Raw genomic sequence first — 24,879 nt, 5'->3', positions numbered from 1 at the left:
TGAGAGTGCTTCAAAAAGAAATTAATTTATTGAGGCGATTGTAAGTTTTTATCAGAAAATGACATTATGATTTGAAATATTTACAAGATTTAAAGGCCAAAAAGGCCCACCTATTTACTAAGTGGGCCCTTTTGACATTACTTCACTTTAACATTGAAAACTTTGGTATGCAGTACGCTCCCCTTATAGAGGACATCCATTTTGAATTTTAACTCTTTTCCACCGGCCTTCTCTTTAAACTTGTAAGTGAACTTACCTGATTCAATTTTCCCTTGGCCTGGAACTGGCATTTTTGCAGCTGTCTCGTTTAATTCAAGGTACTTACCGCCTTCTAGAACTTCTAGTTTTACATCAAACTCACCAGGAATATTGTCGCGAATCCCCTTAAGTTGGAACTTAATATCGTGCGATTTATACTTACAAACTAGCCAACACTTTCCATATTCAACAGTCTCATCAAAGGCAACTGCATATCTGATATCTGGATTAGGCAGAACAACTGATGTAAACGTCGTCACCTCTGTGTACTTATCCTTCAGGCTGTCACCTGGATAAGTAAGCTCAATATCCATCGTTACAATAGAGCCAGGTCTCGCATTATTGGCAATCTTTGCAAAGATAACGTCTTTTAGATCAATCTTTGTTTCAGCAGGAAGTTCTGCTAGATTCACCTTCTTGTCAAAGACTTCAACGTTATCACTTGTTGAGATAACCTTAGCAGAGATAACACCCTTCTCACTTGCCATCATTCCGAAGTTAACAAGGCCAAGCCCAACTCCAAAATTACTATCTTGAGCAAGTCCTCTAGGATCACCACTTGTTAAGATAGCTCCTCTTGATTTATCAACTCTGACAACGGCCTGCTCTTGGAACAAGGCCTCACCTTTCATTTTCCCTTCAATTGCCATTTGCTCACGAAGTTCTCCAAGATTTTCCTCTTCAGCTAGAAGTGCACCATCTTTCTTTCCATTTTCAAATGCAACTCTTTGACCTTCAACCATTGCATCACCAAATCCATAACGGTGACCACGATCAAGACCTTGCTTATGAGTCTCTGGATGATCATTTGTTCTCGCTTCTTCTCTAGCATCAACAAATAGTTGATCATACTCTTCAAAGTAAACCTTACGGTGTGAAGCTAAGAATTCTTGGTCATAAATTTCATGATAAGACTCTTCACAAATTGTTCTTAGTTCTTCGACTTCTTTGTAAACTTTTTGACAACGAAGCTTCGCCTTCCCTTCAGTAATCTCAGTCGGTGCTGTGTAAACATATTCTGCACTTCCCTTAATCTCTTCAGTATTGCTTATTAGGGCCTCAATTTCATTTTCAATACGAACAATCTCTTCTTCATATGTTTCTTTTGAATCACCTAGATCAAAAGGTACGTGATCTGAGTGGTCATCATTAGCAGTGCTATCTTCATCAAGACCTGCAAGATAAGGCATCTCAGAAGACCCCATAAAGAATTCTCTTTCTTGAACCTTATTTGTCAGAACCACATGATTACTTGGAAGAACAGACATCTTTAATTCTTTTGCTTCCGTAAAGGCCGCATGAAAATCTTCTTCCATAGCAACTTTCTTAGCGTTCTGTAGTCCGATTGCATAACCTTCATGATGGCCAAGATCATAATCTTCTTGAGAGTTCACACCTTGGTTATAACCATCAGTCTTCCCTTGTTCTAGACCTTCCCCTAGACCAATAAGGTAGCTATCAAGCTCACCAACATTTTGCCCATTCATGCCACCATACTTATTAGCATCGGCCAATGCATCAGCAGATGCTGTTTCTGAACCGATACTTGCACCATCAGTGATTGCATCAACTTGTCCGAGAACTTTTGATTCACTCACATATTCATTGTATAGGTTTTGACGAGTCTCATACTGAATACGAGCATCCTGAGTTGTTTGCTCTAACTCATTAGCTCTTGCTTCAGAAATAACGAGAGTGTCTTCTGTATTCGTTTTTCTAAGCGTAAGCTCAGCATTTTCTTTTTCAAGTTTTTCAACAAATTCTTGACCAGCTTTTAACTCAGCTTGATTTTCAACGATGGCAGCAGTATTCGTTCTAAGACGAGAACGAGTTGTCACGATTTCATCAACAAGCTCAGACTTTCTCTTCTCTTTAGTCGATACAATAACGTTTAACTCTTCATTTCTCTTATGTGCATCTTCAGACATTTTTTGAGTTTCAAAGATTTTGTCATTGATACCTGAAACCTTCTTCTGTTGTAGGTCACGTTTTGCTTCAAGAGTCGTGTGATTTCTTGCAAGCTTGCCAGAGTTCACTTCAGTTTCAACTAATAAATTTTGAGTCTTAAGATGGTCATCTTTTAATTCTTTAAGAGACACTTGAGCAACTCTTAGCTTATCTTTAGCAAGAAGCTCTTTCTTTCTAAGGGCGTCTCTCTCTTCATTTAGGACTTCAATCTCTCCATTCACAAGTCTAAGCTGATGCTTTACCTCTTCGTATTCTGTAATCGAGGCACCAAGATCATCTTGCGAGCGCTTTAGCTCAAGCTTTGCTTCTGCTAAAGAAGCTTCAAGCTGCTTAAATCTTGGAGCAGCTCTAATGATCCTCTCATCAACTGCAACAAGAAGAGACTCTTGATATCTAAGTTTCTTCTCAGCACTTTCATATTGCTTCTCAAGGTGCATTAATTTTAATCCACCATCTTTAAGCTTATATTCAACAACTGAGAGCTTTCTCTTAATAACATCATGCTCATCATCTAAAATCTTAATCTCACCTTCTACTTCAAGCTTCTTGGCTAAAAGATCCTTTCTTTGAGAGGCTTGATCATCTCCCAATTGTAGTAAGTCGATTTCGATTTTTTCTAATTCATGTTTTTTGATTGTTTGATCAGCGTCGATTCTTTCCATCTCAGCTTTATATGCACTTGATTCAACTTTTAATGAATCCATCACTTCTTGGTACTTAATTAGTGCAACATGTGATTTTGCATATTCTTTCTTTTCGACACTGATATTAGAAAGAATTGTATCTCTCTTTCTCAGTAAAGGACGAATTGAGCTTGTTTGCTCATTATATTCAATATTGATATCTTCAGCTCTTAGCTTTGCTGCACGAAAGATTTCTCTCTTTCTTACAATAAAAGTATCAAGCTTTTCCATTTCTAATTCTAAAGGTCTCACTTTTGGGGCCACTAGATCGAGCTTTTTCTTATTAGCAGATACTTTCTTTAAAACACTGCTATAATCTTTCGTTAGGCTCTTTACTTCAACTGCTTTATTTTCAGTTTGTTTGCTTAAGAGTGTCACTCTTGCCTTTAGAGAAATAAGCTTATCCTTATTCTCTTTGCTAAGAGCTGTATTGGCCTCTAGCTCGGCCAGTGTTTCTTTTAAAATTGATTGCTCAACTTCAACACTCTTCTTTAAAGATGTTAGCATGGCCTCATTATTATTAATGATAACTCTACCTTCACTAAGCTCTTTCTTAACAGAAGCTAAGATTTCTTCAACCTGCCCCTGCTCTCTAACTAATTCACTTAAGTTAACTTCAAGAATTTCACTCTCTCCGCTTAACTCATCGATCATAGCAGTAGCATCAGCAACGATCTTCTTCGTTAACTCAAGATCATGAGTGTTTACTTCAAGCATCTCTGTCATCTTTAAGATTTCAGATTTAAGCTCTTCAACTTTGAATTTTGCTGATTGACTTTGAGTTTTTGAATTATCATAAAGCTTTGAATACTTCTGATAATCGATCTCATCCGGTAATGTTGCATGTGAAGCAACGGCCATAAGTGATAAAATAACTAATTTTTTACTAATTCCGATTGAACTCATATTCTCCCCTTCTTCTTAAAGATCAAAAGACTAACTTAATGCACAAAAAAAAGCCCATTGGTATAACCAACAGTCTCATTTGCGTCTAAAATTTGTGAGGAGTATTAAAGCAACTTGAGATTTAATTTAAATTTTGAGGATTGAAAAAATGCCTGGCCGCAACTTAAGCAGAGACAGGAAAAGACGGCGGCCAGGCTTTTACACACAAGATAAGGACTTTTCAATAACCTCAAATAAACATTATTTTGACTGATTCACATTGTAAATAGCTCTTCTCAAACTTTACCTTTTCTTTACTTAAATACTTGGCAGATATTAGAAAATTTTCTTGTTTTGAAAAATGGACGTTTTAATAAAAGAAACACAATCAAGTATGGGTTTTTAATAAACCGAGCAAAATACTCTAGTGAAATCTCCTTTTCTGCCGGTATCTAAACACCTAAATTTATTATATACTTTAAAGGTATAGCTATTTTCCAGATTACAATAAAATCTCTACATAAATGGAAAGGGGGAACAAATGAAAAAGCTTTTTACACTATTACTTTTAGGTTCTGCACTAGTTATGACTTCATGTGGTTCATCATCAAAAACTGATGATTCATCTTCTGTAGAATCTGTTGATTACAACAATGCTTCACTTGAAGTAAATGGTGACTCAGACTCTGGTAAAGCAGGTAATCTAAGAACTGTTTATTTCGCATTCAACTCTTCAGGACTTAGCTCATCAACAAAGTCAACTCTTGAAGCAAACGCTGACTTCTTAAAAGAAAATACTTCTGTTGAAGTACAAGTAGAAGGTCACGCCGATGAAAGAGGTGGACGTGAGTACAACATGGCACTTGGTGAAAACCGTGCACGTGCAATTAAGAACTACCTAGTAGCTCTTGGTGTTGATGCTTCAAGAATCTCAACGACTTCTTACGGGAAAGAAAGACCAATTTCATTTGGTCACAATGAAGATTCTTGGTCACAAAACAGAAGAGGAAACTTCGTAATTATTGCAAAGTAATCTTTAAAAAATGAAAAAATTAAAAAATAAAATCACATTTTTAATTTTACTTCTATCTTTGGGTAGCTGCGGTCTTACGACCGTACGCCCGAAGTTAGAAATGACTTATGCACAGGTTGCTTTCCTTGCGGCCAAGGAAGCTGGCGGACAAACACTCGCCCCTAACCTCTACCGAAAGGCCGAATTCTACTACTTAAAAGCGAAATCAAGCTACAAGAGAAAATTCTTTAATAAAGCTAAGAAGTACGCCATTCTTTCTAAGCAATTCTCAGAAAAGGCCGAATTCAAGGCATATCGTAAGAAAACTCTCGATAGCATTTAATATATCTTATTCGGAGAATTTCTCATGAAGAAAACTTCCCTACTTACTACGATTACATTAACTACATTAATGGGTGCTTCTATGACGTCTTGTAAAACACAAGAACAAATTGAGCGCGAACAAAAAATCAATACCATGTCTGTGCAAATGCAACAGAATCAAAAACTAAACGCTGACTCTGTTTCAAAGATGCAGGAGCTGCAAGATAGTGTTCTCCAATTCCAAGGACAACTTGAAGAGTACACTAATGGAAAAGATCAAAAGCTTGAAACTGTTGATCAAAAACTTCTAAAACTTGAAGAACAAAACACTGCTCTTACTGACGAAGTAACAAAGCTTACTGCTAAGATTGAAGAACAAGATAAATTCATCAAAGAAGTGCTGGCACTGTTAAAAAAAAAAGAAAGTAAGCGAAAAGAATTAGCAAAAGCAAAGAATCGCTCACCTTATAATCAGGCCATGTTCCTTTATGGAAAAGGTAAATACAGTGAAGCTCGTCCAATCCTAGAAAAGCTTTTTAAAGAAGGTAAAATCAAAGGAAAAAGACGTGGGCGTATCATTCACAATCTGGGAATGATTTCTTATATCCAAAAGAGAAATGACGATGCTGTCACATACTTCTCGACTCTTTATACATCAATGCCAAGCTCTGCTTACAACGGTAACGGACTAGTCTATCTAGCAAGAACGTTTAAGAGACAAGGGCAAACAGAACAGGCCATTGTGACTCTTGAAGAGATGCTTAAGTCATTTCCAAAAAGTCGCCACGTCCCTACTGCTAAGAAGCTATTAGCTAGTTACAAAAAATAAGGTATGTAAATAATGAAACGAATTTTAGGACTCCTAGGCTTAACCTTTGCTCTTTCTTGCCAAAGTATTATTGACTTAGATCGTGATAGTGAAGAGATAAAGATTGAAGGACCGAAGTTTTCGATCCTCTTTTCTCACTCAATCTCTGGTGAAACTCATCCATGTGGCTGTCGCCAATTCCCTCTCGGAGGTCTTCCTCAAGTAGCGGGCTTTATGAGTGAATTTAAAAAGGATCATCAATACCTCTATATCGACACAGGTGATATGCTCTTTCCTTCATCTGTTGTCCCAGGACATATTGAAAAGTCTCAAAAATTTGCAGCGGTCTCGCTGGCAAAGGGATTAGATAAACTTGGTCTAAAGTATACAATCCCAGGTGATCAGGACTTAGCAGCAGGACTCGACTTCTACAAAGAAGTTCTTTCTCAAGTTAGTTTTAAAGTCCTCGTTTCAAACCTTGCTGATAAAAACTCACTACCCCACCAAGAGTTTGCTAAGATTACTTTTGGAAAGAGCACAATCTTTCTAACAGGAATCGTTGCCGGGGGAACCCTACAATCTGAATACAGAGACCTATTTGTTAACCCAGTTAAAAACTTTAAGGACACAATAGCGAAGCTTAAAGAAGCAGGCTTTGATGAAAAGAATCCTCTTCATAAACTTGTTCTTATGTCTCACGCTGGACTTGATTATGATAAGAAGTTTGCTGAAGCATATCCGGTTATTGACTGGATCATTGGCTCTCACTCACAAAGCTTCACTAATTACTCAATTGATGTTGGAACAACTCAAATCGTTCAAGTTCTTTCTAAGAATCACTACCTTGGTGAAGTCGCCTTCTCTGCAGGGCCTGAAAAGCTAGAAAAGGAATTTTCTTACCATGAGATGCGCGAGCAATTAGGAGAAAAGATCCCAAATAATCCATTCACAACTTTTATTAATAACCACAAGCAAGAGCTTGATAAGATTCGTGACCAGGAACAAAAGAGCCTAAGCTTTGCTGACACTGGAATCAAGAAGCTTTCAGATACTAAGAGTTGTCTTGAGTGTCACTCTGATCAAGGTGATCACTGGGCAAAGACTCCTCACGCGATTTCTTTTGGAACGCTTATGATTGCCAAGGAAGAGAATAAAACAAGCTGTATGCAGTGCCACTCTCTTGGAATGAATGAAGAAGGTGGTTATATCAACCACAACGATATTGTGCACTTTAAAGACTTAAAAACAAGTGATGCAAAATTTAAGGCCCACAAAGACAAGTACTGGCAGGATGTAACAAAGGCCTTTAGTGGTGTGACTTCTGTTCGTAAGCTTGATTCTAAGAAGATTAAATCAATTCGCGTTGCATGGGATAAGGCCAATGAGAAACACAATGTGGAGCATTCATTTGCCAATGTACAGTGTCTTAATTGTCACGCTATGGTTACAGATCACCCATTTGCTATTGAAGACGAGACTCAAAAGAAGGCCCATACAAAGGCCGCGATTAAGAATAAGTGTCTTGGTTGTCACACAAGTGACCAATCACCTGAGTGGTATAAGAAAGATCGCGATGGAATTTATTCTGGAGTAAATGACGAGTACTTCGATAAAATGTATCAAAAAATGACACACTAAAAATTTATAAGGGGGCCTCAGTTCTTACTGATAGTCCCCTTTTCTTAACTTTCTTTCCACATCTTTTTTCTGCTGATCAGATCTCTTATCATGAAGCTTCTTCCCTTTTACTAGGGCGATTTCAAGCTTAACACGTGAGCCTTTAAAATAGATGATAGTTGGAACAATCGTAAGCCTTTCGGCCTTTGCACGGTGAGCGATCTCAGCAATCTCTTTTTCATGTAAGAGTAGCTTTCTCTTTCTCGCCTCTTCGTGATTGAATTGATTTCCAAATTCATACTCAGGAATTTTGATATTATTGGCCCAAACTTCGCCGTTCTTATCAATTGTAATATGGGCCTCACCAATCGAGACCTTTCCCGCACGTAGAGACTTAACCTCAGTTCCCACTAAGGACATTCCTGCTTCGTAAAGTTCAAGTAATTGATAGTCGAACTTCGCTCTCTTATTTTTGGCTATTATTTTCTTTCCCATAATTTACTCATTTAAATACTTATATAAATTTTGAAGGTCCTCTAATTTTAGCGCTTCTGCTCTAACTGTCAAAGGCTGATTGATTTTGGCCAAGGCCTGTTCAATCTTATCCGCAGGAGCATAGGTCTTAAGAACCTTACCAAGCTGCTTTCTCTTAAATTGAAAGACTGCTCTTAAGAATTTCTCAAACTTCGTAAACTCAGAAAGAGGGATCACTGGACTCTCCAGGCGTTCAAAACTAATAACAGCTGAGTCAACCTTTGGCGGAGGAGTAAAGGCACCAGGAGGCGCTTTAACAAGCAGAGATGTCTTAAAATATGTTTGTGATAAGGCCATTAGTGAGCCCATGAAATTCTTCTTTGAAGCGAAGGCAAAGACCTTATCTGCCACTTCTTTTTGAAACATCAGCGTCATATACTTAATAGATGGAGTCTGTAAGAACTTAAGAAGTAGTGGAGTTGAAATATTATATGGCAGGTTTGAAACAAGCCATGTCCTATCCCCTAGCCCCTTTTCACCGATAAAGGCTTCAAAATCAAATGCTAAGGCATCTGTAAAATTAATATTTTCGGCCTTAACAATTGGCGCTAGATATTCAATCATGCGCTCATCTTTTTCAACCACATGAAGGTTTTCATTATGAGCAGCTAAATTCTTTGTCAGAATTCCCGGACCTGGCCCGACTTCAATAATATTGCCTGCAGACTCAGCAAAGTCGTCTGTAATTTTTGAAATAATATTTTGATTATTTAAAAAGTGCTGACCGAGATCTTTATTGGCCCAAGGTAGTTTTGTTTTTGACTCATCCATGATTAGGCCTTCCTATGTTCTTTCTTATTAATAAAACGTGATCTCGCATCGATACTTAGTGTGTCTGGATATTGAATACGACTATTATAATTTCTAAAAGCATAATTTGCGATCATGGCACCGTTATCAGTACAGAATTTAGGCTGCACAAAATGCACTTGCTTATACTTTTCTTTTAAAACTTGTCTCAGATAGCTATTACAAGCAACTCCACCACCAACAACAATTGGAAGGTTATTAAATCCTTTCTCTTTTGCGGCCTCAAGGGCGTAGCGAAGCTTAAGCTTAAGAGCTGAAACAATGGCGTGCTGGTAAGAAGCACAAATATCTTTGGTATCCTGATTGATATCTTCTGGTGACTTCACAAGATACTGAGGATTCTTATCAAGGAACGTTCTTAAAGACGTCTTCACCCCTGAAAAGCTAAGGTTACAATCTTTTGATCCCTTTAAACCAATTGGGAATTCAAAGCGATTGATATCACCTTCTTTGGCAAGGTCATCAATAATACGGCCAGCTGGATATCCAAGGCCCATAAGCTTTCCACCCTTGTCATAGGCTTCACCTGCGGCATCATCAATCGTCGAGCCAAGAACTTCAATCTCATCACTTGCTGTCACAAGTGTGTAGAGACTATGTCCCCCACTGACTAAAAGTCCTAAGTATGGATATGAGACTTTCTCTGTAAGATGAATTGCTTCAAGGTGAGCAAAGAGGTGGTTTACTGCAAAGAGGTCAACTTTCTTTAAAAGAGAAATTGTCTTAGCAGCATTAAGTCCCGTTAAAAGTGGCCCAAGAAGTCCTGGAAAAGTTGTCACGCCAACAAGATCGATATCTGAAAGCTTCACACCGGCCTTAGCAATTGTCTGCTTGATAAGAGGAGCTAGCTTTTCGAGGTGATTTCGCGAGGCAATCTCAGGAACAACTCCACCCCATTGGGCAAGCATCTGCTCTTGAGAAAATAGCTCAAAGGCCAACACTTCAGGAACCTCTCCTTGAGAAATCTTATCTGGATCTCCCTTGAGAACTGCAACTGATGTGTCATCACAACTTGTTTCAATACCTAAAATATATTTAGTGCCCACGAAATATTCCGATCTTACGAGTAAATAATAAGATGCACCCTATCATTATTTTAAGATTTTATCGACAATTTTGATGATTTTTTCAAAGTGATCGCGTCCGAAATTATCCGCTAAGTACTGATAAATAGTACGGCTTTCGTCGAGGTTGTAATTGCGAAGCTCAATCTGCTTAGCAAGTTCATGAGCAACAATAAAGACGGCCGTTAATGGCTTGATCTGATTGGCATAAAGTCCACGAGGAAATCCTGAACCATCCGGCCTTTCATGGTGATTGATTAGAATCTCATACATATTCTGATCAGTTAGCCCTTCTTTCTCAAGCATCTCACTCATTAAGCGCCCATGCCCTAGAACGACGTTCTTATCATAATCAGAAAGCTCGGCCTTAAGTAGTTCTTCTTGAGAAGAAATACGGGCCAGCGCCTCATCTTCAAGAAGAAGATCGTGAAAAACAGAGGTGCGGATAATGGTTTCAATATTATCCTTCTTTCCCCATGCTAGCTGCTTTAAGATCTCAACCCCAAAGAGGCTCGTCAGATAGCAGTGGTCATAGAGATAATTAGTCATACTCTCGCGCTCTTTTAAAAGAGTTTTAAGCTTAAGACTTCCCTGCGCAAGTTTTGAAATATTTGAAACATAGCTATCGACAACAGTCGATGTTCCAGTGCTAATTCCATAGCGGCCAACAAGACGCTTAAGAGTCATCATTGACTTCTGAGCAATATCTAAGTGTTCAGCTGGAGTGGAAGGATCATACTTTAAGAATGAAACCTCTCCTGCTTTATTCACATACTCATCAATATCGTCTTTGTTGATATAGAGGTAATTAATATCGCGATCCAGATAGCTTTCAATTTGAGAAATTGTAAATGTATCCCCGCGGTGAATAACCTTTACGAATTTTGAATCACTAAGTTTTACGTAAGTATCACAGATGGCCAGTGTTCCCCTAAGGAAGTATTCAGTATTGATCTTCTTATAAGCACTACTAGACTGAACAAAAGTCGAGATCCCACCAAGTTGTGTTAAGAGCTTTTCAAATTTAACAAATGAAAATGGCTTTGGCAGATGCTCTCTTTTCTTGTGATAAGTTACATCTCTTTCAAAATTTACAAATTCTGCTTCAGTATATGAAGTGATAATAAGAGATGGAATATTGCAATCGATAGCATCACAAAAAGAGAAGATATCCTCATCCCCTTCTCGGAAATAATCTGAAACGATTAGCTTGAAATCTTTAGATGACTGAAGCTTTGCCTTTAATTCCTTAAAATTAGAAACACGAACAACATTCACACCCTGGAAAGCATTCTCGATTCCCAAGACATAAATATCACTAAGTTCAAAATCTGGTTCGGCCACTAGTACGTTAAAACTCATAGAGGATATTTTAACACTTCCATGCTTAGAAACTAGAAGGAACTTTGTGCTTTAACGAACCCAGTATAAAACCATGGCGATATAGCAACTTAAAAAGACAGCACCAGCAATGCGGTAGAAGGACCTTTTTGCAAAACAAAGTGCAAGTAAGAATAGGGCCGCAAATATCAGAGCAGACATCTCAGGTATGAAATTTTCTGCAATTTTGATTTTGTAAAATGCTAAACTTCCTAGAACGAAGGCCGCATTGAAAATATTTGAACCGATAATATTTCCTGTGATGATATCCGAGTTCTTCCCCTTCTTGCTTGTCATGATGGCCGTAACAAGTTCAGGAAATGAAGTTCCAAAGGCAACAAAGATGGCCGAAATAACATAATTTGAAATTCCAAATTCTAGAGCGACAGCTGTTCCACTCTTAACAAGTAACTCTCCCCCACCATATAAAAGAGCGAACCCAGCAAAGAGATGAATGATTTCTTTTGGCCCAATTTTCTCTTCCTGACTTTGAGGCTGTTTCTGGTCTCCAAGGTGAGCACGTTCCTTTTTCATTGAAGCGAATGTGTCCCATAGATAGAAGGCCATAAAACCAATAAGTAGTGCACTTCCCCACCAGTAAACCTGGTCTTGTAAAAGAACAATTGCAAGAATGGCCGTAAGCGCTAGATGCAGTAGAAGTTGTTTCTTAATCTCTTGTCCAGAGATGAAAAGGCGCCCCATAAGTCCCGACACACCAAGAATCAGAAAGAGATTTGCAATATTTGAGCCCACGATATTTCCCAGAGCAATCCCCGGCTCACCGCGATAACTTGCCAGCTGAGAAACAAAGAACTCTGGAAGAGATGTTCCGAAACCAACAATGAGAAGGCCAATAACAAGTGGTGATAATCCAAGGGCCAATCCAATCTTTTCCGCGGACTCCAGAGCAAACTCCGCACCGTAGTAAAGCATAACAATAGCAAGAATTAATAACACAACTTGTAAAACCATATTTTATTTCCAATAATTAGCTTATGACTAATTCAAATAAGACATCTAATAAAAATCTCAACGACATTTTTTCTAAGTTTAACAAAAAGACATTCAAATATCTAAATATTTCGACATGCTTGATTGCAGATGCCTTTGTCGCTCTTTACCTTTATTTAGTTTATGCTAACCCGAAGACCTATCACGAAAGCTTTAAGATTGCTTATCAATCACTAAGACTTGTTGATCCAAGCATTGCAGATGGAATAAAGGATCCAAACTTTCAAAATCAGCTTATTCAGCTGATGATTCAAACTGTGATATCAATTATTTGTATCTACCTTGTCATTCACTTTATTATTTATATTTTTCGTATCTATAATAAGAAATTTGCTCACGGCTATATCAAATTCTACGCCTGGACAGGTGGGGTGCTCATGACAATCATAGCGCTCTTTAACCTTGGGACACCAAGGGTTGCCATGTTCTTAATTCCAGGGTTACTTCTACTCTTTAATGCACTGGGATTTAAGCACGAGAGTCAAATGAAGGAAGAATAAAATTTGTTAAGTGAGGAAGGGTCCAATCAGGCATGCTACGAGCTTGCCCCTTAGCTTTTTGTAGTCCACAAACTGCAAGCAAGAATGAATCGAAGGCCCTTACATTCTTTACAATAACTTCTAGGTCATTATCGTAAATAAAGATTCCTAACTTATTTTCAATCTTCTTCACAATATCAAGACGGGCCTCTACCCCAAGGTCAAGATCCGTTAAGTTGACGATATTCTTTTTAAGAATAATTCGACTCTTAAGCAGTTCAAGTAGAATAAGATTCACATGCCCTTCATAGAATTGGCACTCTTCTGGAAAGTGTCTCTTCATATAAGAGAAGCGTGAAAGCATCATAAGAGATGTATTTCCAAATGAATCGAAAGTTGTATTAAATAGTTCTAAGAGTTGATCGTGGTAAGAACACCAAATCCAAAAATCAAGTGAGCGATTCCAATAAGGAATAAAGCCTTTCTTAAGCCTTCTCTTAAAAGACTTTGAAAGCATAAAGTCATTTGATTCTTTTCCAAATGTGTCGCGATAAAAGTGAGTGAGATCCTCAAAATTTCTTTTGCGCTCATACTCTTTTGGATTCTCTTCTTCCATCTTGCGATCTAACTCTAGGATTGATGCAATATCTTCGCGAACCTTCTTCACATCCCCTACTGGACATTTTGCAACACCAGGACACTTAAGGTCACAATTGTGACAAGGAGGTTTTGAAAGTGGAAAGTCGATAATAACGTGTTCAAGATTATACTTATCAATCCACTGGTTGAGGATATCATCTCCGTCCTCAACATCTTCATCGCGAACTTCATCTTTTACATGAAGAATTGATTTAAGAAACCAGCGTCCGCTTCCCTCGTGGTGATCAAGAAGACAGAAGAAGAAATTATCTCTTCGCCCACCCTTCATTGAAAGTCCTGCAACACGATTGAAGCTTAAATTCATAATGGTTTCTCGACACTAAATTCTAACACTTGCATATCTTTTGCACGTGATAGTTCTTTTAAAACTTGGGCCTTGTGTTGAGGTCCATGTGCAAGTAAGAAGCATCCGCCTCCGCCAGCTCCACATACCTTCATTCCAATAACCAAATCTTTTTCACGTAATTTATTATAGATCTCACGCATATCATCTGTGACGATACCTGAGAAAAGTTTTTCTCTTTGAGCACCTTCTTGGCAAAGCATTCCAAGAAAGTCATCGTACTCACCATTTCGAATGGCGTTGTAAGCACTAAAAGTAAGATCACGAATTTTTCCAAGTCCTTCTCTTACACCATTTTGGTTATCAAAGAAGTCTTTATAGACTTGCCAATTATTAATGGCCGAAAGTCTAAGTTGTCCCGAATACACAAGTGTTAGATGTGACTCCACAAAACTTTTAAACTCTTCATTGTAGAGCTGCTCAACTTCAATACAACTATTTGTTGCCTTAAGAGCAAGCACCCCTCCATAAAGAGCAGGATAGTAATCTTGATATCCACATGGGCCCTTGTTTAAAATCTTGGCCTCAATATTTTGAACTGTATTAATCGCAGTTTGGCGATGAAATTCAACACCAGCGTAATCACATAGCGCCTTATAAACAGTTACTCCCATCGATGAAGAACCACCAAGGCCTGCACCTGGAGGAGAACCTGACTCCGTCGTTAAACGAATCCCACTTGTTAACTTAAAGTGATGAAGGATCTGAGCAAGAAAAGAGAGTGGCCCAAAAGTGTCACTATCAAAATCTTCATAAGTAAAATCAACGCTAGAGTGTCTTGTGACAGAATCGTAGTCAATTGAAACAAACTCAACGCCTTCAAATTCAATTGCTTCAACCATAACCTTGGCCTTTAGTGAGGTCGCAAGATTTAGAGTTATTGTATGTCTTAAGACCTGATTTAGAGGAACGATATCAAGTGTTCCACCAAGAAGGTCAACGCGAACTGAACCTTCGGCCTTGGCAATAATATTATCCATTATAAATTCCAATATACGGAAGCTCTCGGTAGCGGCCATCGTAATCAAGCCCGTAACCGATAACAAATTTATCTTCAATCTCAAAACCGAGATAATCGATTTCAACATTATGTTGTGTTTTAACTTTCTTATGGAGAAGAGTCGCTAATTTAATTGTCTTAGGTCCTCTCTCTTTTAACATCTTCGTTAGCTCACTAATTGTTAAACCAGTATCCACAATATCTTCCACAAGAATGACATTCTTGTCTTTGATATCTACTTTAATATCTTTGGTGATTGAGATCTTTCCAGTACTTTCAGTACCCTTGTAAGAGCTCGCTCCAATGAAGTCAAAATATACTGGAGAATTCATTTGGCGAATGAGGTCGGCCACGAAGATGAAAGCACCGTTTAAAACTCCGATGATGACAACTTCCTCTCCTTGAAAGTCTGAATCGATCTTAGCTGCTAATTCTTTAATTCTTTCATTAATCTTCTCTTCAGAGAAGTAAGTTTCGATTGCCATGAATTCTTCCTTAATTCCTATACAAATGAATTATTTAAAATTTCTCCAACGCCACCTGCGCCAGGAACAATATATTGTTTTCCAGTAAGGCCAACTTCTTCATCCCATAGAGTTCCTGGAATCGTCTTTAAGACGTGATCAGGAGATAGCCCACGATCTAAGCGCAGAGCATAGATCTCAACATCAGGATGGTCTTTTTGCATTCTCTTAATATACTCAGGTGTGACGATAAGATTAAGTGAAATATACTTAAGTGCACGTCCCTTAACTTTGTCTTTATAGTGTCCAATGGCAAATGACATTGAACCACCTGTGGCACCCATCGGATCAGGAAGGAGAACGATAGCGTTTTCTTGGCCACCGCCAATCTTTGATCCTGAAACATCAACACCTATCACCTGCTCATTCTCATCAACCTTACGTTGAACATAGAAGTGATCTTGGCGAATGAGTTCTGGGTTTAAAAAGTAATTTAGGTTTTCAAAACAGATATGACTTGGAAAAGTTCCTGCTCGTGCAAGGTCGACACAAAGAACAGGTTGCTCTCTCTTTATCACTTCTTGCTTAAAGATGGCCTTATCTGTAAGTCCGGCCATACGAGAGCGAACTTCTACAACTTCTTTAGGAAAAGAGTTTCCAAGTACAGACTCAAGTAGAATGAAATAGAGTTTATGAATTAAGTGATTTAGTTCTGGCTGAATGACACCTTCACTTGAAAAGCGCGCAAGTAAACTCTCAGCAAGAGGATTGGAGAGAATGAAAACATTCTCTCCATATTTATGTTCGATTTGACTTATTTTGTAATGATTCGAATTTTTAGATTGTGTTTTCATTGTTCAATTTCACCTCGCCATTAGAGTTTACCTCTTTTAGGCCTCCAAGTGAAATCGAAAATGCCTTAACATCTTCATCTTCTTCGTAGTAATCAAAGTGAGCTCGACAACGTGCTTCGTAAAGATCGGCTTCACCTACTAAGACAGTTTTTGAATTGTCAGTTGGTAATCTGTATGACTTCGAAGCAGGTGCTCCACAAACAGTACAGATTGCTTGAATCTTCATCACATCATCAGCAATACATAATAGCTCAGGCATTGGGCCAAATGGCTTTGATTTGAAATCCTGATCAAGACCAGCACAAATAACGCGAATTCCACGACGTGCTAACTTTGAAACAACTTTAATAATAGTTGCATCAAAGAATTGAACCTCATCAATTGCCACGATACGAGTTGAATCATATACCTTCTGTAAGATTTCAACAGCGTCTTTGACTGGTTCAGCTTCCACGTGTCTCTCTGAATGGCTTACGACATTCGTTTTGTGATAGCGATCATCAATAACAGGTTTGAAAATTTGAACTTTTTGACGAGCAATTTGTGCTCTAGTTACTCGACGGATAAGCTCTTCCGTTTTTCCAGAAAACATTGGGCCGCATACGACTTCAATGCCACCAGTTGCGTGTGCGTGACTTGCGTACATTGACTTAAACTCCTCTTAATGTCAGATATTTTTTTGTGTTGTGTCTCTAAATTCTATTATGACGGCCGGGCCAGTTTTAGGCCACTTACATCTTCTTTCAAAACTGGAAGGCAACGCGCTCAACGCGTAAAGACTAAATAAAGCTTATCATGAGCATAAGGTACATCATCATAAAGAGCATGAAGCCTACAATGAGTAAAATCGGAGACATAAGAATGAAGAAGCTCTGCACAAACGAGAAGCGAAGATTATAACGCAGACCAAAGTATAGGTAGATTGCCTGAGAAATAAATTTTAAAAAATCTCCAAAGATTGGAATAATTAAGAAGAAATTCCCAACTAACGCACCTGCAATCACGTCTTCTAACTCAATATCCTTTAGGTCTTTATCAAAGAGACTGGCAAAGATTGTGATAATTAAACGCCAAAACTTAACAAATACCCAAGCTGAAAGTGGGAAGAAGACGACTTTAAATAGCGTCGAAAATAGAAAAAGTTTTTGCTGAAACTCACTCGATGAAAAAACAGCTGGCAAGAATCCATCTTCTGCCATTTTCCCTGCGAGGTTAATTCCAATATGAATTTGTGCTAGTGAGTAGAGGCCATAGATAAAAACAAATGGCCAAGAAGCTAGGGCGAAGTCAGCGAATTTTAAATTAATTCCGCGCTCACTCTCCTCTTTTACGATCTCAAAAAGTCTCGCTTCTTTGATACGCTCAATCTCTAACCTATGCTCAGCAATATTTGAGTTCACAAGTTTAGGATAAAGAAGATATTTAATGTATTGAATATATATTTCTAGCACGTCTTTATTTTAATCGAGTTCCTAATAAATTGAAACTAGGCAATGACCTACTTTTTCAGTTCAGTAAAGAAGAACTCTTTTGGTGTTTGTAAAACTTCACGAAATTTCTCGTATGGAATACTTGAGCGATCTCGATTCTTATCCTTTGCATCTGCTGGGAAGGCCGTCTCAAAGCGAGCAATAAGCCACGTCGTCTTTGTGCCATCTTTAACGGCCAAATAAAATGACTGATTTAATTCAATCTTTTTGCCCACCATGAAGCTAACAATTTTTCCATTGGCAAAATTAAATGTGATAGTCTCTGCCCCATCAAATTTTAATAAGGCCTCGTTAATATCTTCACTATCGAGGATGCGATCAACCTTTAGCTTCTGAAGCTCATCGTAGAAAAGATTAAGATTCTCTTCAATTGCATTTTCTACTTCAATTATATTTCCCGCAACGCTGATTGAATTAATCTTTCCGTAAGTTGAAAAACTTAGAATACTTCTTTTCTGATTTATCAGGGCCACTTCTTTTTGCTCATCTTTTTCAACTAAGAAGTAAGCAGCAAAGATAGAAAGAACTAATATGATAAAGAGATAACGATTTTTCATTAAGCTGAAAACTTCCTTCTCTGGAAAAGAACCAGAGCAATCACAAGGTATGCTAGAGGAAGAACAACAATCGAAAAGTAGAAGATCACTTTCTTTTCAATATCTGAAACGAGAAGTGGAATCTCTTTAAATACCACCGAGTGAAGTGATGTTAATTGTCCTTGACCAGATAACCAGTGATATAGGTTTGAAATATACTTAAAGTTACTTTGGTAGCTAAAGAATTTATTTGAAATGAAGGCCGAATTCCCAATGGCCACCATTGCAGGAACACCATCTCTTGTAAGGGCCGCGGCCATATCAATTGGCCCTTCGATATCTTCACTATCTTTTTTCACATCCCCTGCAATCACCGAGATCATCTTCTTCTCGGCCCAGCTCTGTGGTGTGGATGTCGCTAGCGCGTGGTAACTTCCCTGCTCTTCTTGAGAAAGAGTTGATGAAATTGATGAAACAAGTGGAAAGAAAACTCTCTCTTTAAAGTCAGAGTTAATATTTAAAGAATCAAAGCGAGAAATTATTGGTGCTGTTCCCTTTGATGACTCAAGCCCATTTACAGGGTCCATCACAATATCATTAGCGATATTAAGACCGTTTGTAGAAAAGAACTTCTTAAGATTTGGAAGTTTTTCTCCGTGAAAATTAGGCATGATCGCAGCGAAGATACGGCCACCATCAAAGTAATAACTTTCTAATTTTGAAATCTCTTCTTTTGAAAAATCATTTGTTGGCTCAAGTATTGTGAAGACATCACAAGATTTTGGGATCTCATTTGCTTTTAGAAGATCAACAATATTTAAGCGATAAGCAGATTGCTTTAATACATGTAGAAGCCCAGTGAAGCCATTATCTGAGCTATCTTGAAATTTCGCATTATAATTAAAACAAATTGCAGGATCTTTTTCTCTTTCAAGACGAATTAGGCCATTGGTAATTCCTAGTTCTAGAATACGAGTCACCACAACTTTCTTAAGTTCTGCACCATCTTGCTTGGCCAAGACAATTGAAGGCGAAACAGTCACTCCATACTGAGCAATCATATCTGGCCTTAACTCTGGATCATAGAACTTTGTCACAAGAGAAGGATTTTGATTCTTATAAAGCTCAAGAAGAGAAAGGATCGCGTTCTTTGAGTCTTTATTAGAAAAGACCACCATCTCTACTTTATCATCAATCTTTTTAACTGTTTTAACAGTCAGCTCAGAAAGAGTATTTAATTGTCTTTTACTTAAGTCCCAAATTGGCCCACGTTTAAAGACAATAAGATTTAAAACGGCAAGGATACAAAATAGTAAGAAGAATGCCGTAAAGTTAGAAAGAAGATTCTTTCCAAAAGTACTTTTTACAAAGTTTCTAACTTCTTCAAGGTGAAAGTAGAAAGTTAGAACAGTTAGGCAAAGAGCGATAATAAATGTCGCACCTACTAAGAAGATATGCTCAGGGATAATGAGAAATAAGAAACAAGCGATTAGATAGAAAATTGCACATAAGCTTAGGGAAATCTTTTTCATTTTCTAACCCCCAAATTACGAATGCCAATGAAGCTAAAGAAGCCGATAAAAGAAAAGATATAAACTAAGTCAAAGCTTGAGACTGCTCCCCTAGCAAAGTAGAAGATATGTGAGCTAAAACTAAAGTATCTCATCATGGCCTGAATCATTTCATTATCAATAACATTCGAGCTTGCATAAATAATTAAGAAAGAAAAAAGTGCACCAAATGAAATAACAATGGATGCAATATAAGAGCGACTTAATAAAGAAGCGTTAAGCCCAACAATTAAGTAACAAAGCCCTAGTCCATAAATTCCCAGCATATTCGTAAATAAAATGGCAAAGTCGTTAAAGCCTTTTGGCGCTAAGAAAAGAGGAAGTATAAAAATAGGTAAAGTAATAAAGACGAGCTTCGTTGCAGCTGCCAAGTACTTGGCAAAGAAGATTGAATCATCTGTTAAATTTGAAAGCTTTAGAAGCCCAAAGGTATTTTCTCTCTTCTCTTTAACAAAGGCCCCCATCGTTAGCATTGGAGCAAAGAAGAGTAGAATAAAATTTAGGGCCGAAAAAGTCGGAGCGATCACAAAGTCCACAATTGTCTTATTTGTTAACTGTGGTGCCATTTGAAGATTATTATAGAAAATTGCAGACATAATAAAATTTGAAATGGCCGCAAAGATATAAATAATCGGAGAAGAGAAGCTTTCGCTAATTTCTTTCTTATATATAAGTTTAATACCTTTAAAGAGAGGAAGTTTCTTATTCATGCGTCTCCTCCTTCTTTGCCGTTAGCTTCTTAAAGATATCCTCAAGCCCAACCTTGATATTTTGTTGCGATAAAATAGCTAAGTCATTTTGAGCAAAGTACTTTGAAAGTGTAATTCTTAAGTCACTATCTTGTGTTTGCCCACTAAACTCGTAAACGCCATCCTTATTAATAAAACTTATTCCCATCTCTTTTAGGCCCTGAAGCTTTGCTTCATCCACTGATTCAAACTCAACTTCAACTCTTTGAGAAACTTCAAGCTTCTTCTCAATATCTTTAATTGGCCCATGAGCGACGATAACCCCTTCATGTAAAATTGCGATATCATCACAAATCGAAGCAAGATCACTTAGCTGGTGAGAAGAAATAAAAATTGTATGATCTTTAGAAAGATCCTTAATCACATCTTTAATTTGAATGATGGCATGAGGGTCAAGGCCAACTAACGGCTCATCTAGAACAAGAAGCTTTGGGTTGTGGCAAATTGCAGCAGCAATCCCTACTTTTTGTTTATACCCCTTTGATAGATTTTCAATTCTTTGGTGCGCGACTTCCTTAAGCCCACACTTGTCGATAACTTCTTCAATTGAATAAGTCTTATCTGCAATCTGATAAATCTCTTGGACGAATTTTAGAAATGGCCTCACACACATATGGCGATATAAAGCAGGCTCTTCAGGTAGGTAGCCGATCGTTAGCTCGCTATCTTTAATAAGACTGCCAGCTGTATACTCCTGCTCTTCAAGGATGATTTTCATAAGAGTCGACTTACCTGCACCATTTGGCCCAAGAAATCCTAAGACTCCTTTGCGACCGATTGTGAGATTCACCCCTTTGAGAACATCTTTACCAGGAAATGTTTTTCTAATGTCCGACAACTCTACAAGGTTATTGTCACTCATTCCATAAGTCCTTAAATTAAAAATCCTTCTTTAAAATCCTAACAAAAAATGAAACAATAAGAAAAGTCTTAAAATTTAATCATTTACCTAACTCTGCCGACTAGGATAAATATGACCAGAAATGTAGATCGCTTTAAGAAGCTTATTGAAAAAGCTAATAATATTGTTATTACAACTCACATCTTTCCAGATGCCGATGGTATTGGAAGTGAGATTGCCCTGTGTATGGCCTTAAGAAAATTAGGCAAGAATGCAATTTGTATTAACGAAGAAAAGTTATTCGATCGCTATCGCTATCTAGATCCAGATGGTGTGATTACAAATTACAATGATTCAAAAGACTACTTTGATAAAATTGATCTATTTATCGTAACAGATACTAACGCTCTTCCAAGAATTGGAAAGAACGTTCAAGAGCTTGTTTTAAAATCAAGTGAACTTCTATTTATTGACCACCACCCTTGCCCTAAAGAGATCGCGGCCATTCACTGCGTGGACTCAACAAAGGCAGCAACAGGAGAATTGGTTGGCGAATTAATCGAGGCCCTTGGTGTAAAATTTGATAAGAAGATGGCCTTGGCCCTTTATACTTCAATCATTATCGACACAAGCTCATTCCGTTACCCTACAGTAACTGGAAATACTCACCGAATTGTTGCCAAGCTTATGGATACGGGAATCTCCCCTCCGCAAGCCTTCAATCAAATCAACGGTGTTAAACAAGTTGAGTATATGAAGCTCATTGGAAAGGTTCTTTCATCTTGTCAGATGAGTCCAAACGGCAAGGTCGCTTGGATTTCTTTAACAGAAGAAGAAATTGAAAGCTTTGGTTGTGAAACTGAAGACACTCATGGCTTTATCAATCACCTTCTTATTCTTGAAGGAATCGAAGTTGCTTGTATGTTTAGAGAAGTTGGCGACAAGGTTAAGATTTCATTTCGCTCAGTTAACCAGACAGTTGATGTTGGCGTGATTGCACAGGCCCTTGGTGGTGGTGGGCATAATCACTCTGCAGCGACAATCATTGATGGAAACCTTGCTAAGGTTATTCCTGAAGTCATTGAAAAAATTGAATTAATGATTGAGTAGAAACGACTCTTTATTGATTAAGAATCTTTGCTAGAACATCTCTTTCTTTATCAGAAAAATTAAATGCTCCTGCAGTTAGCACACCCTTAAGCTTTTCTTGAGTTGCTGGATCCTTTGGATCATTCTTTGCGATATCGCCAAATGGCTCACCTTCTGGAGTAATCTTTACTTCGGCCTTTGTTGCCTCTTTGATAACTTCTGCTTTCTCTTGAGCAGGAACAGGTGCAGCTGCAGGTGGCTTTGGAGCCGCTTGTGCCTGCTTACTCGCCTTGTGTTCAGCGATAGCAGCTTTCATTTTTTCTTCTTTTTCTCTTTTGTGATTTTCGATCTTAGCCTTTATTTCGCCTCTACTTAGCTCAGAAGGCCTTTCACGACGAACAATCTTTTGTCCGCTAGTTGATCTAGGAGCTACAGAACCCGAAGAAACCTCGCTGCGACTAACTCTCTTTGTTGCAGGATTTGAATTCGTTCGTAAATTTGTTCTGTCACTTAATAATCTCACCCTTCTATTTTAACCTTTTCCCCTAGCAGATGTTAGGTGGAAAATTTCGTGGGATCCCCCCTCCTCGCACAAGGTTTCGACCAGTTACCTAGGCGGTGGCCATTTTCTACGGCAGTTTTCAAAGTAAAATTCTCAAGTAGTCATCCGGCCGTCACCCCTCAAAAAAAGTCATGGACCCCTCCGCTAACCTACTAAAATCATTCAAAGAATTTTCAAAAAATTTACATTTTTTTCAAAAAAAGTTAATTCGCCCCAACATCACCTTGTTTAAATTCTTGATTTCTTCATAATGCATTTATCGAAATTGAAGAGAGAACGATTTGTGGTCTTTGTCGTACGTCAGTGGAGTTCAATTAGTTGTAAAAGAGCACAAGCCTTCAAAGAGACTTCTATTAAAAGGAAAATTAATAATCAATAGAAAGTCATTTGAGGTAATTATGAAAAATTCTGTAGTATTTAAGCAATCGAAACTTTTAATCACTTCTGCACTTATGACTCTGTCGCTACTTGCGACGTCATGTGGTTCAGGGGACAGTTCAAAGAACATGGACATTCCAGGTGTTGATGGGCCAACAGTTGTTCTTCTAGGTGATGATATCTTAGTTGATATCGTTCTAGAAAACATTTCTGTAGAAGGTGGTGCTCGTTACAACATCCCTAACTACAACAACTCTTATGTTGAGGTTTCACCAGACCTTCAATCTAACGGTACATTACTTGCTTTCTCTGTATCGCTAGATGATATTTTTGGAGATAAAGTTGATCGTTTAGATCCACTTACTCTGCCAGGTGGACGTGCCATTCCAGGTGTTTCTGGTGGTGCCCTTCCAGCAGTTGCTTTCTCAGTACCAAGTATTAAGAACATCGCTTTTTACGTAGGTCCACAAATCTTTGGTATTTGGGTTCCAGTTAAAAACCTTAATATGGCAGGTGCAATGCTTACAACTCGTTTCTACACAGATAGTAAGAGAGTTGGTAACCTTTCACTTGTTGGTGAAGATGCAAATGGTGAAAACGGTGGTTTCTTCCTAGCGCTTACAGTTTCAAGCTCACAAGAAAGATCACTAGAGAGACTTGCTGATAGATACTAATTAGTAGTCCAAAAAATTCTGTAATATCTGACCAAAACATTCTATACAGGAAAAATGCCCCTAGGAATCTAGGGGCTTTTTTTTTCTTCAAAAAAAATTAAGAACCCCTTCATATCTGTCGATAGATGAACATACGAGAGAATTTTTTCCTATAAACTAGTGAGGTATGGATATGGAAATCACATTAAGAAAAAGACTACTGACAGTCGTAGCTCTACTAAGCTTCTCTTTCTTCTCTGTTTCATGTGGAGAAGGAAATGTTGACATCCCAGGTGTTGATGGACCAAATGTTAATCTTCTAGAAGATAATGTTGTTGTTTCAATGGTACTTGAAGATGTTTCAATTATGGCAGGTGCTACTTACAAAGTACCTAAGTACAAGAAGTCATTTATCGGACTTAACCCTAACTTAGAAGGTGCAGGTTCAGTTCTAACTTTTACAGTTTCACTTGATGATATCTTCTCATCAGATGTAAACAGACTAGACCCTAAGACTCTTCCTGGTGGACGTATGATCCCAGGTGTAGCAGCTGGTGCTCTACCAGCAGTAGCTTTCACTGTTGAAAAAGTTAAGAATATGGCATTTTACGTAGGTCCAAAAGTTTTTGGTATTTGGGTACCACTACAAAACTTTAACCTTTACGGATTTGCATGGACAAAATCATTCAAAGCTGGTGACAAGAGAGTTGGAAACATCTCACTATTTGGTCAAGATGAGAATGGTGAAAATGCAGGTTTCTTCCTAGCTCTATCTGTTAAATCAGCATACGAGAAGAGACTTAAAAAACTTTCTAGAAAGTATTAAGCATCCGCAAAATTGACTGGCATAGGCCAG

The 24,879-nt window shown here is 38.0% G+C and carries 25 protein-coding genes; 8 read left to right on the top strand and 17 right to left on the bottom strand.

Going from position 1 to position 24,879, the window contains the following annotated elements; translation table 11 throughout:
- Positions 1 to 137: 137 nt before the first annotated feature.
- A complete protein-coding gene (locus tag ABMA72_RS13030; protein ID WP_393057419.1) occupies positions 138 to 3,815 on the bottom strand; it encodes a hypothetical protein in 3,678 nt (1,225 codons plus the stop codon).
- A gap of 520 nt (positions 3,816 to 4,335) precedes the next feature.
- On the opposite strand from ABMA72_RS13030, the gene pal reads away from it, so the two are divergent.
- From pal to ABMA72_RS13010, 4 genes are read left to right on the top strand one after another with little or no spacing between them, the layout of a single operon-like run.
- A complete protein-coding gene (gene pal, locus ABMA72_RS13025; protein WP_392858951.1) occupies positions 4,336 to 4,827 on the top strand; it encodes a peptidoglycan-associated lipoprotein Pal in 492 nt (163 codons plus the stop codon).
- A gap of 10 nt (positions 4,828 to 4,837) precedes the next feature.
- Positions 4,838 to 5,149 (top strand): DUF4398 domain-containing protein, encoded by a 312-nt coding sequence (locus ABMA72_RS13020; protein ID WP_040314832.1) that lies wholly within the window; start codon positions 4,838 to 4,840, stop codon positions 5,147 to 5,149.
- Between the two features lie 24 nt (positions 5,150 to 5,173).
- Entirely contained in the window at positions 5,174 to 5,959 is a 786-nt protein-coding gene (locus tag ABMA72_RS13015; RefSeq protein ID WP_392858949.1) for a tetratricopeptide repeat protein, read from the top strand.
- A 12-nt stretch (positions 5,960 to 5,971) separates the two neighbouring features.
- A complete protein-coding gene (locus ABMA72_RS13010; protein WP_392858947.1) occupies positions 5,972 to 7,576 on the top strand; it encodes a multiheme c-type cytochrome in 1,605 nt (534 codons plus the stop codon).
- A 24-nt stretch (positions 7,577 to 7,600) separates the two neighbouring features.
- Here the strand turns inward: ABMA72_RS13010 and smpB are convergent, their stop codons facing one another.
- Genes smpB through ABMA72_RS12985 form a run of 5 tightly spaced genes read right to left on the bottom strand, consistent with a single transcriptional unit; the run spans position 7,601 to position 12,315 of the window.
- On the bottom strand, positions 7,601 to 8,050 hold the full coding sequence (smpB, locus tag ABMA72_RS13005) for an SsrA-binding protein SmpB (RefSeq protein WP_393057417.1): 450 nt from the start codon (positions 8,048 to 8,050) through the stop codon (positions 7,601 to 7,603).
- 3 nt (positions 8,051 to 8,053) lie between these two features.
- Positions 8,054 to 8,860, bottom strand: a complete 807-nt coding sequence (gene rsmA, locus ABMA72_RS13000) for a 16S rRNA (adenine(1518)-N(6)/adenine(1519)-N(6))-dimethyltransferase RsmA (protein ID WP_392858942.1) — start codon at positions 8,858 to 8,860, stop codon at positions 8,054 to 8,056.
- Positions 8,861 to 8,862: 2 nt separating this feature from the next.
- Positions 8,863 to 9,945 carry a tRNA (adenosine(37)-N6)-threonylcarbamoyltransferase complex transferase subunit TsaD gene (gene tsaD / locus ABMA72_RS12995; protein ID WP_393057415.1) on the bottom strand — a complete coding sequence of 361 codons (1,083 nt, stop codon included), beginning with the start codon at positions 9,943 to 9,945 and terminating at the stop codon, positions 8,863 to 8,865.
- A 45-nt stretch (positions 9,946 to 9,990) separates the two neighbouring features.
- Complete coding sequence (locus ABMA72_RS12990; RefSeq protein WP_393057413.1) at positions 9,991 to 11,325, bottom strand: HD domain-containing phosphohydrolase; 1,335 nt, start codon at positions 11,323 to 11,325, stop codon at positions 9,991 to 9,993.
- A gap of 51 nt (positions 11,326 to 11,376) precedes the next feature.
- The gene (locus ABMA72_RS12985; protein ID WP_392858935.1) at positions 11,377 to 12,315 is read right to left on the bottom strand and encodes a calcium/sodium antiporter; all 939 of its coding nucleotides are present in this window, start codon (positions 12,313 to 12,315) and stop codon (positions 11,377 to 11,379) included.
- A gap of 23 nt (positions 12,316 to 12,338) precedes the next feature.
- Between ABMA72_RS12985 and ABMA72_RS12980 the strand changes: the two genes are divergently transcribed.
- Positions 12,339 to 12,854: a hypothetical protein gene (locus ABMA72_RS12980; RefSeq protein ID WP_392858931.1), complete on the top strand. Its 516-nt coding sequence runs from the start codon at positions 12,339 to 12,341 to the stop codon at positions 12,852 to 12,854.
- On the opposite strand, the gene ABMA72_RS12975 is transcribed toward ABMA72_RS12980, so the two are convergent.
- The 10 genes from ABMA72_RS12975 to ABMA72_RS12930 form a co-directional block, all read right to left on the bottom strand.
- Entirely contained in the window at positions 12,823 to 13,797 is a 975-nt protein-coding gene (locus tag ABMA72_RS12975) for a hypothetical protein (protein WP_392858928.1), read from the bottom strand. The genes ABMA72_RS12980 and ABMA72_RS12975 overlap by 32 nt on opposite strands.
- On the bottom strand, positions 13,794 to 14,816 hold the full coding sequence (locus ABMA72_RS12970) for a hypothetical protein (RefSeq protein ID WP_393057411.1): 1,023 nt from the start codon (positions 14,814 to 14,816) through the stop codon (positions 13,794 to 13,796). Before ABMA72_RS12970 ends, ABMA72_RS12975 begins: the two co-directional genes overlap by 4 nt.
- Complete coding sequence (gene hpt / locus ABMA72_RS12965; RefSeq protein ID WP_392858923.1) at positions 14,809 to 15,321, bottom strand: hypoxanthine phosphoribosyltransferase; 513 nt, start codon at positions 15,319 to 15,321, stop codon at positions 14,809 to 14,811. Before hpt ends, ABMA72_RS12970 begins: the two co-directional genes overlap by 8 nt.
- Before the next feature lie 17 nt (positions 15,322 to 15,338).
- The gene (locus tag ABMA72_RS12960; protein ID WP_392858922.1) at positions 15,339 to 16,154 is read right to left on the bottom strand and encodes a uracil phosphoribosyltransferase; all 816 of its coding nucleotides are present in this window, start codon (positions 16,152 to 16,154) and stop codon (positions 15,339 to 15,341) included.
- The gene (locus ABMA72_RS12955; RefSeq protein ID WP_392858919.1) at positions 16,138 to 16,800 is read right to left on the bottom strand and encodes a thymidine kinase; all 663 of its coding nucleotides are present in this window, start codon (positions 16,798 to 16,800) and stop codon (positions 16,138 to 16,140) included. Before ABMA72_RS12955 ends, ABMA72_RS12960 begins: the two co-directional genes overlap by 17 nt.
- Before the next feature lie 133 nt (positions 16,801 to 16,933).
- The gene (locus tag ABMA72_RS12950; protein WP_392858918.1) at positions 16,934 to 17,605 is read right to left on the bottom strand and encodes a hypothetical protein; all 672 of its coding nucleotides are present in this window, start codon (positions 17,603 to 17,605) and stop codon (positions 16,934 to 16,936) included.
- A 47-nt stretch (positions 17,606 to 17,652) separates the two neighbouring features.
- On the bottom strand, positions 17,653 to 18,201 hold the full coding sequence (locus ABMA72_RS12945) for a hypothetical protein (RefSeq protein ID WP_392858916.1): 549 nt from the start codon (positions 18,199 to 18,201) through the stop codon (positions 17,653 to 17,655).
- Positions 18,201 to 19,712, bottom strand: coding sequence for a Gldg family protein (locus tag ABMA72_RS12940; RefSeq protein WP_392858913.1), 1,512 nt, complete (start codon positions 19,710 to 19,712; stop codon positions 18,201 to 18,203). The genes ABMA72_RS12945 and ABMA72_RS12940 overlap by 1 nt, the downstream gene beginning before the upstream one ends.
- A complete protein-coding gene (locus ABMA72_RS12935; RefSeq protein WP_392858912.1) occupies positions 19,709 to 20,461 on the bottom strand; it encodes an ABC transporter permease in 753 nt (250 codons plus the stop codon). Before ABMA72_RS12935 ends, ABMA72_RS12940 begins: the two co-directional genes overlap by 4 nt.
- A complete protein-coding gene (locus ABMA72_RS12930; RefSeq protein ID WP_392858909.1) occupies positions 20,454 to 21,362 on the bottom strand; it encodes an ABC transporter ATP-binding protein in 909 nt (302 codons plus the stop codon). Before ABMA72_RS12930 ends, ABMA72_RS12935 begins: the two co-directional genes overlap by 8 nt.
- 111 nt (positions 21,363 to 21,473) lie before the next feature.
- Between ABMA72_RS12930 and ABMA72_RS12925 the strand changes: the two genes are divergently transcribed.
- On the top strand, positions 21,474 to 22,451 hold the full coding sequence (locus ABMA72_RS12925; protein WP_392858908.1) for a bifunctional oligoribonuclease/PAP phosphatase NrnA: 978 nt from the start codon (positions 21,474 to 21,476) through the stop codon (positions 22,449 to 22,451).
- Between the two features lie 10 nt (positions 22,452 to 22,461).
- On the opposite strand, the gene ABMA72_RS12920 is transcribed toward ABMA72_RS12925, so the two are convergent.
- The gene (locus ABMA72_RS12920) at positions 22,462 to 22,953 is read right to left on the bottom strand and encodes a hypothetical protein (protein ID WP_393057409.1); all 492 of its coding nucleotides are present in this window, start codon (positions 22,951 to 22,953) and stop codon (positions 22,462 to 22,464) included.
- 437 nt (positions 22,954 to 23,390) lie between these two features.
- Here ABMA72_RS12920 and ABMA72_RS12915 point away from each other — a divergent pair, with 437 nt between their 5' ends.
- Both ABMA72_RS12915 and ABMA72_RS12910 read left to right on the top strand, forming a co-directional pair.
- Complete coding sequence (locus ABMA72_RS12915; protein ID WP_393057407.1) at positions 23,391 to 24,044, top strand: hypothetical protein; 654 nt, start codon at positions 23,391 to 23,393, stop codon at positions 24,042 to 24,044.
- Positions 24,045 to 24,216: 172 nt separating this feature from the next.
- Entirely contained in the window at positions 24,217 to 24,849 is a 633-nt protein-coding gene (locus ABMA72_RS12910; RefSeq protein WP_392858900.1) for a hypothetical protein, read from the top strand.
- The last annotated feature ends 30 nt before the right edge of the window (positions 24,850 to 24,879 follow it).

The organism is Halobacteriovorax sp. CON-3 (assembly GCF_043196995.1).
In the GTDB taxonomy this organism is placed as follows: Bacteria; Bdellovibrionota; Bacteriovoracia; order Bacteriovoracales; family Bacteriovoracaceae; genus Halobacteriovorax_A.
Note: the sequence above shows the minus strand (reverse complement) of the source record. Positions and strands in the feature narration are given on the sequence as shown.

Coding starts and splice junctions, on each gene's coding strand:
- ABMA72_RS13030 (WP_393057419.1), bottom strand. CDS start 3,815: ATGAGTTCAATCGGAATTAGTAAAAAATTAGTTATTTTATCACTTATG.
- ABMA72_RS12955 (WP_392858919.1), bottom strand. CDS start 16,800: ATGTACGCAAGTCACGCACACGCAACTGGTGGCATTGAAGTCGTATGC.
- ABMA72_RS12925 (WP_392858908.1), top strand. CDS start 21,474: ATGACCAGAAATGTAGATCGCTTTAAGAAGCTTATTGAAAAAGCTAAT.
- ABMA72_RS12935 (WP_392858912.1), bottom strand. CDS start 20,461: ATGAATAAGAAACTTCCTCTCTTTAAAGGTATTAAACTTATATATAAG.
- pal (WP_392858951.1), top strand. CDS start 4,336: ATGAAAAAGCTTTTTACACTATTACTTTTAGGTTCTGCACTAGTTATG.
- hpt (WP_392858923.1), bottom strand. CDS start 15,321: ATGGCAATCGAAACTTACTTCTCTGAAGAGAAGATTAATGAAAGAATT.
- ABMA72_RS12960 (WP_392858922.1), bottom strand. CDS start 16,154: ATGAAAACACAATCTAAAAATTCGAATCATTACAAAATAAGTCAAATC.
- ABMA72_RS12930 (WP_392858909.1), bottom strand. CDS start 21,362: ATGAGTGACAATAACCTTGTAGAGTTGTCGGACATTAGAAAAACATTT.
- smpB (WP_393057417.1), bottom strand. CDS start 8,050: ATGGGAAAGAAAATAATAGCCAAAAATAAGAGAGCGAAGTTCGACTAT.
- ABMA72_RS13020 (WP_040314832.1), top strand. CDS start 4,838: ATGAAAAAATTAAAAAATAAAATCACATTTTTAATTTTACTTCTATCT.
- ABMA72_RS12990 (WP_393057413.1), bottom strand. CDS start 11,325: ATGAGTTTTAACGTACTAGTGGCCGAACCAGATTTTGAACTTAGTGAT.
- ABMA72_RS12975 (WP_392858928.1), bottom strand. CDS start 13,797: ATGAATTTAAGCTTCAATCGTGTTGCAGGACTTTCAATGAAGGGTGGG.
- rsmA (WP_392858942.1), bottom strand. CDS start 8,860: ATGGATGAGTCAAAAACAAAACTACCTTGGGCCAATAAAGATCTCGGT.
- ABMA72_RS12910 (WP_392858900.1), top strand. CDS start 24,217: ATGGAAATCACATTAAGAAAAAGACTACTGACAGTCGTAGCTCTACTA.
- ABMA72_RS12940 (WP_392858913.1), bottom strand. CDS start 19,712: ATGAAAAAGATTTCCCTAAGCTTATGTGCAATTTTCTATCTAATCGCT.
- ABMA72_RS12970 (WP_393057411.1), bottom strand. CDS start 14,816: ATGGATAATATTATTGCCAAGGCCGAAGGTTCAGTTCGCGTTGACCTT.
- ABMA72_RS13010 (WP_392858947.1), top strand. CDS start 5,972: ATGAAACGAATTTTAGGACTCCTAGGCTTAACCTTTGCTCTTTCTTGC.
- ABMA72_RS12915 (WP_393057407.1), top strand. CDS start 23,391: ATGAAAAATTCTGTAGTATTTAAGCAATCGAAACTTTTAATCACTTCT.
- ABMA72_RS12945 (WP_392858916.1), bottom strand. CDS start 18,201: ATGAAAAATCGTTATCTCTTTATCATATTAGTTCTTTCTATCTTTGCT.
- ABMA72_RS13015 (WP_392858949.1), top strand. CDS start 5,174: ATGAAGAAAACTTCCCTACTTACTACGATTACATTAACTACATTAATG.
- ABMA72_RS12985 (WP_392858935.1), bottom strand. CDS start 12,315: ATGGTTTTACAAGTTGTGTTATTAATTCTTGCTATTGTTATGCTTTAC.
- ABMA72_RS12980 (WP_392858931.1), top strand. CDS start 12,339: ATGACTAATTCAAATAAGACATCTAATAAAAATCTCAACGACATTTTT.